Consider the following 5,308-nt stretch of genomic DNA (forward strand, 5'->3'; position numbering starts at 1 on the left):
TGCAGGAGGCAAAATGAATACAAATAATAATCGTCAAATATTTCGTAATGGACTAATGTATATTATGATTTTTGTGGCAATTGTTGGTTTAGTTTCTTGGTTTAATCAAGGTTCTAATGGACAAACGACAGAAGTTAGTTATACACAATTCGTTCAAGAATTGAAAAAAGGTGACATTAAAGAAATTAAAATGCAATATGCAAACTCTGTATATACTATTACAGGAGAATATAAAGAAGCAAAAGAAAATACAAATACATCCTCTAAAGGATTAGCGATATTTGATAAGAGAACTTCTAAAACATCAAATTTCAAAACAACAGTTTTACCAAATGATGGAACTGTAACCGAAATTAATAATGCTGCACAACAAGCAGGAACTCAAATTACTACTCTTCCTGAAAGTCAATCAGGAATTTGGTTATCACTTTTCTTACAATTAGTTGTGCCATTAGGGATTTTTGGATTCTTAATGTTTAACTTATTATCTAGCCAAATGGGACAAGGTGGCCCACGTGGTGTGATGAACTTTGGTCGTTCGAAAGCTACAGATCAAAACAAACAAAAAGTAAAAGTTCGTTTCTCTGATGTAGCAGGAGCGGAAGAAGAAAAACAAGAATTAGTAGAAGTAGTAGAATTCTTAAAAGATCCTCGTAAATTTACAGCTCTTGGAGCACGTATTCCTGCAGGGGTGTTATTAGAAGGCCCTCCAGGGACAGGTAAAACTTTATTAGCAAAAGCAGTTGCTGGTGAAGCGAATGTCCCATTCTTCTCAATTTCAGGTTCTGAATTTGTGGAAATGTTCGTAGGGGTAGGGGCAAGCCGTGTTCGTGATTTATTTGAAAATGCGAAGAAAAATGCTCCAGCTATTATCTTTATTGATGAAATTGATGCTGTAGGTCGTCAACGTGGTACTGGTATGGGTGGAGGTCACGATGAACGTGAACAAACGCTGAACCAATTATTAGTTGAAATGGATGGTTTTGAAGGAACAGAAGGCGTTATCGTGATTGCTGCAACAAACCGTTCAGATGTATTAGACCCAGCTTTATTACGTCCAGGACGTTTTGACCGTCAAATTTTAGTAGGTCGTCCAGATGTAAAAGGACGTGAAGCAATTCTTAAAGTTCATGCTAGAAATAAAAAATTAGCAAAAGAAGTGGACTTAAAAGTTATTGCTCAACAAACTCCAGGTTTCTCTGGTGCTGAATTAGAAAACTTATTAAATGAAGCTGCATTAGTAGCTGCAAGAAGAGATAAAACAGCGATTGACAAATTAGATGTGGATGAAGCACATGACCGTGTCATTGCTGGTCCAGCGAAAAAAGATCGTGCGATTAGTGAAAAAGAACGTAAAATGGTTGCTTTCCACGAAGCTGGTCATACAATCGTTGGAATGGTATTAAGTGATGCTCGTGTCGTTCATAAAGTGACGATTGTTCCTCGTGGACGTGCAGGCGGATATGCGATTATGCTTCCAAAAGAAGATCGCTTCTTAATGACTAAAAAGGAATTATTCGAACAAGTGGTTGGTTTACTTGGTGGACGTGCTGCTGAAGAGTTTATCTTTAATGAGAAAACAACTGGAGCAAGTAATGATTTCGAGCAAGCAACAGGAATTGTTCGTAGTATGATTACAGAATATGGAATGTATGATGAATTAGGAACTGTTCAATATGAAGGGAATCATCAAGTCTTTATTGGACGTGATTATGGTCAAACAAAAGCTTATTCTGATCAAGTAGCATTTGAAATTGATAATGCGGTTCGTTCTATTATGAAAGAAGCTTATGCACAAGCGTTACAAATTTTAGAAGAACATAAAGATCAATTAACATTAATTGCAGAAAAATTATTAGAATTAGAAACTCTTGACGAACGTACGATTAAAGCGTTGTTTGAAACTGGAGAAATGCCAACAGAAGATGTTGAAGAAGAGTATCCAAGTGAAGCAGAAGCAGCTAGTTTTGAAGAAGCTAAAAAAGCTTTAGCAAAACGTGAAGCATCAAAACAAGATGACTCTGAAGAAAAATCTGATTCAAAAGATGATTTAGAATAATGACAAGAAAGTGAGAAGGGAAAGTCAACGCTTTTCTTTCCCACTTTTCTTTTATGAAGGAAAGAGGGAATGAAGAATGAAGGATCATTTATTAAAAGTATTAGCTTTTAATGATGAAGTAAAAGCAGTTGCGATTGTAGCGACTGAAGCAGTATCGCAAGCGCAAAAACGTCACGATACTTGGAGTGCAGCCACAGCAGCATTAGGTCGTACGATGATTGGAACGCAATTATTAGCGACAAGTTTAAAAGGAAAAGAAAAAATTACGGTTCAAGTCAATGGGGATGGCCCTGGTGGAAAAATTATGGCAGAAGCTAATGGTTTAGGTCAAATGAGAGGTTATATTTCAAATCCACATGTAAGCTTACCTTTAAATGAAAAAGGAAAGTTAGATGTACGTGGCGTTGTGGGTACAAACGGAACGATTACTGTTATAAAGGATTTACAAATGAAGGAACCTTTTTCTGGACAAATTCCAATTGTTGATGGTGAATTAGGAATGGACTTCACTTATTATTTAGCTGTTTCAGAGCAAATTAATGGGGCAGTTGGTGTTTCTGTTTTAGTAAATCCAGATGAATCCGTTCGTGCTGCAGGTGGATTTATGATTCAATTACTTCCTGGAGCTAGTGAAGAAACGATTGTAGAAATTGAACGACGTATTAGTGAAATGCCTCTTGTTTCAAAATTGATTGACCAACAAGAAGAACCAATTGATTTATTAAACCGTTTATTAGGTAAAGAAAATATTAAAGTATTGGAAGAATTACCTGTAGAATTTCATTGTCCTTGTACTAGAGAAAGATTTAGTGCAGGTTTATTATCGATTGGTGTAGAGGATTTACAACATTTAATTGATGAAGATCATGGAGCAGAAATTGTTTGTCATTTCTGTGGTGAAAAATATCAATTTAGTGAAGATGATTTAAATGACTTAATCACAGAAATTAAATCTCAGAAAAAATGATTAAATTTTGACTTTCTATATAAGGACTGTTTTATAATATTCCTAATTATAGAAGGTCTTTTCTTTTATTTAAAAATTTACATTGCAAAAAACTTTAAACCAGGCTACAATAACGATGAAAACGATTAAATAAAGGAGAGGTTTTTAATGAAACAATCGATTGGTGTTGATATTGGGGGAACAAAAGTAGCTGTTGCTATTATTAATGAAAAGGGAGAAATTGTGAGTCGCAGGCAAGCACCTAGTGAAGTCGAAAGTGCTGAAACATTATTTGAACAAGTTGTTCGATTAATAAATGAAGAGTTAAATGAACATCCATTTCCAATTCAAGAGATAGAAGGTATTGGAATTGGTTTGCCAGGGAAAGTAGATGTAGAGAATGGAGTAGCAGTTTTCCAAAATAATATTCCATGGCCAAATTTCCCAATTGTTAAAAGATTACAAGAAGTTTATGGAAGTATTTCAGTAAAAATTGATAATGATGTAAAAGTAGCTGCCTATGCAGAATATCGTCTTCAAAATTTAACAGAAAAAGAAATGTTTGCGTATGTCACTTTATCAACAGGGATTGCAGCAACTAATATTGTTCATAATGAAATTCTTCGAGGGGCAGGATTCTCAGGTGAAATTGGATTTATTCCAGTTCATTTCTTTGGTCAATGGATGAGTTTAGAAGAAGCTTGTTCAGGGGTAGGGATTCAAAAGAAAGCTCAAGAATTATATAAAGATGATTCAGTGACAACTAAAGATGTATTCGAAAGATGGCGTCAAGGAGAAGCCGTTGCAACTGATATTATTCGTCAAGCAGCGAGTGGAATCGCTAGTAGTTTACATGCGATGGTTTGTTTACTAGATCCACATGTCATTGTATTTGGAGGAAGTGTATCCAATTATAATCCGGACTATATTGAGTTAGTAAAAGAAATTTTAGAAACTCGATTACATGCTGAACAAAAACATGTGTTGAAACGAATGGTTGTTTCTAAGATTAAAGGAGACAATGGGATTATTGGAGCTGGATTATTAGTGTTATAAAGGATTGAAGGTTGGAAGGGACTGACCCCAAAAAGTGAGAATTTAATAAAAACACTCTAGGACTACCTGTTTCCGGTTGAATATCGGAAACAGGTAGTCCAATTTTTGTTGGATTCTTTTTTCATTATAATATTTGATATAATTTTCTACAATTTGAATTATATAGATTGTAGTATTTAGCAGAAGTATAAACGCTGCCTTAATCACTATGTAGTAGAATATCCTTAGGTAAATCAATTTGATTTAATGTATCCAATACAAACTTAGTATCCTGTTTTGAGGAAATTGTGTAAGCAATGATTTCTCCATTATGTAAATCCATAATGGAAGATAAATATAATCGTTTAGGACCGAAAGGCAAATATGTGATATCTGTAGTCAATTTTTTCATAGGTTTGTCTGCTGAAAAATTTCTATTATTAAAAGACTTGACATAATTAGTTTACAGTTGTAAACTTAGTTTGAACATATTTGTTTACATCTGTAGACAATTAGGGAGGAAAGGAGAATGAGCACAATGGAATTTAATACTTATATCACAGATGCAGAATGGGAAGTCATGCGTGTAGTTTGGGCAAATGATCGAGTAACTAGTAAAAAAGTCATTTCCGTATTGCAAGAAAAAATGGACTGGACACAATCCACTATCAAAACGATCTTAGGTCGATTAGTTGGAAAAGGCGTACTAAATACAGAGCAAGAAGGTAGAAAGTTTATTTACACTGCCAATATTGAAGAGAAAGAAGCCGTAAGGGATTATGCAGAAGATATTTTTAACCGTATTTGCAATAAGAAAGTCGGAAATGTAATAGGAAGCATCATTGAAGATCATGTTTTAAGCTTCGATGATATAGATCGACTAGAAAAAATATTAGAGATGAAAAAATCTTTCGCAGTAGAAGAAGTGGATTGCAATTGTCCAGAAGGACAATGCGAATGTCATTTACATCATCATTAAGTATAAGGAGGAATTTAAAATGAATAATGACAACATGGATAAGTTAAAACACGAGCATGGAATTACAGATGAACATGGAGACCATAAGGATCAACATCAAGTACATCATGCTGGGCATGATCACAGCGATCACAGTGGGCATGATCACAGCGGGCACAATGGGCATGATCACAGCGGGCACAGTGGGCATGACCACAGTGGGCACGGAGGGCATGACCACCATCATCACGGAAACTTTAAGGAACTTTTCTTAAAGTCATTGCCACTAGGAATCATTATTATGTTCTTA

The 5,308-nt window shown here is 35.0% G+C and carries 4 protein-coding genes and 2 pseudogenes; 5 read left to right on the plus strand and 1 reads right to left on the minus strand.

Annotation, left to right across the window (positions count from 1 at the left end; translation table 11 throughout):
• Positions 1-13 precede the first annotated feature (13 nt).
• From ftsH to RYK07_RS08695, 3 genes are all read left to right on the plus strand, one after another.
• A complete protein-coding gene (ftsH, locus tag RYK07_RS08685) occupies positions 14-2,059 on the plus strand; it encodes an ATP-dependent zinc metalloprotease FtsH (RefSeq protein WP_314853472.1) in 2,046 nt (681 codons plus the stop codon).
• Positions 2,060-2,135: 76 nt separating this feature from the next.
• Positions 2,136-3,026, plus strand: a complete 891-nt coding sequence (gene hslO, locus RYK07_RS08690) for an Hsp33 family molecular chaperone HslO (protein WP_006703333.1) — start codon at positions 2,136-2,138, stop codon at positions 3,024-3,026.
• A 147-nt stretch (positions 3,027-3,173) separates the two neighbouring features.
• Positions 3,174-4,061, plus strand: coding sequence for an ROK family protein (locus RYK07_RS08695; protein ID WP_314853473.1), 888 nt, complete (start codon positions 3,174-3,176; stop codon positions 4,059-4,061).
• Positions 4,062-4,103: 42 nt separating this feature from the next.
• Here RYK07_RS08695 and RYK07_RS08700 read toward each other — a convergent pair.
• A pseudogene (locus RYK07_RS08700) lies at positions 4,104-4,479 on the minus strand (DDE-type integrase/transposase/recombinase); the annotation flags it as partial.
• Positions 4,480-4,569: 90 nt separating this feature from the next.
• Between RYK07_RS08700 and RYK07_RS08705 the strand changes: the two are divergent.
• Positions 4,570-5,019 carry a CopY/TcrY family copper transport repressor gene (locus tag RYK07_RS08705; RefSeq protein ID WP_314853474.1) on the plus strand — a complete coding sequence of 150 codons (450 nt, stop codon included), beginning with the start codon at positions 4,570-4,572 and terminating at the stop codon, positions 5,017-5,019.
• A 19-nt stretch (positions 5,020-5,038) separates the two neighbouring features.
• A pseudogene (locus tag RYK07_RS08710) lies at positions 5,039-5,308 on the plus strand (heavy metal translocating P-type ATPase); the annotation flags it as partial.

The organism is uncultured Granulicatella sp., from assembly GCF_963528315.1.
Lineage (GTDB): Bacteria > Bacillota > Bacilli > Lactobacillales > Aerococcaceae > Granulicatella.

Coding starts and splice junctions, on each gene's coding strand:
- ftsH (WP_314853472.1), top strand. CDS start 14: ATGAATACAAATAATAATCGTCAAATATTTCGTAATGGACTAATGTAT.
- hslO (WP_006703333.1), top strand. CDS start 2,136: ATGAAGGATCATTTATTAAAAGTATTAGCTTTTAATGATGAAGTAAAA.
- RYK07_RS08695 (WP_314853473.1), top strand. CDS start 3,174: ATGAAACAATCGATTGGTGTTGATATTGGGGGAACAAAAGTAGCTGTT.
- RYK07_RS08705 (WP_314853474.1), top strand. CDS start 4,570: ATGAGCACAATGGAATTTAATACTTATATCACAGATGCAGAATGGGAA.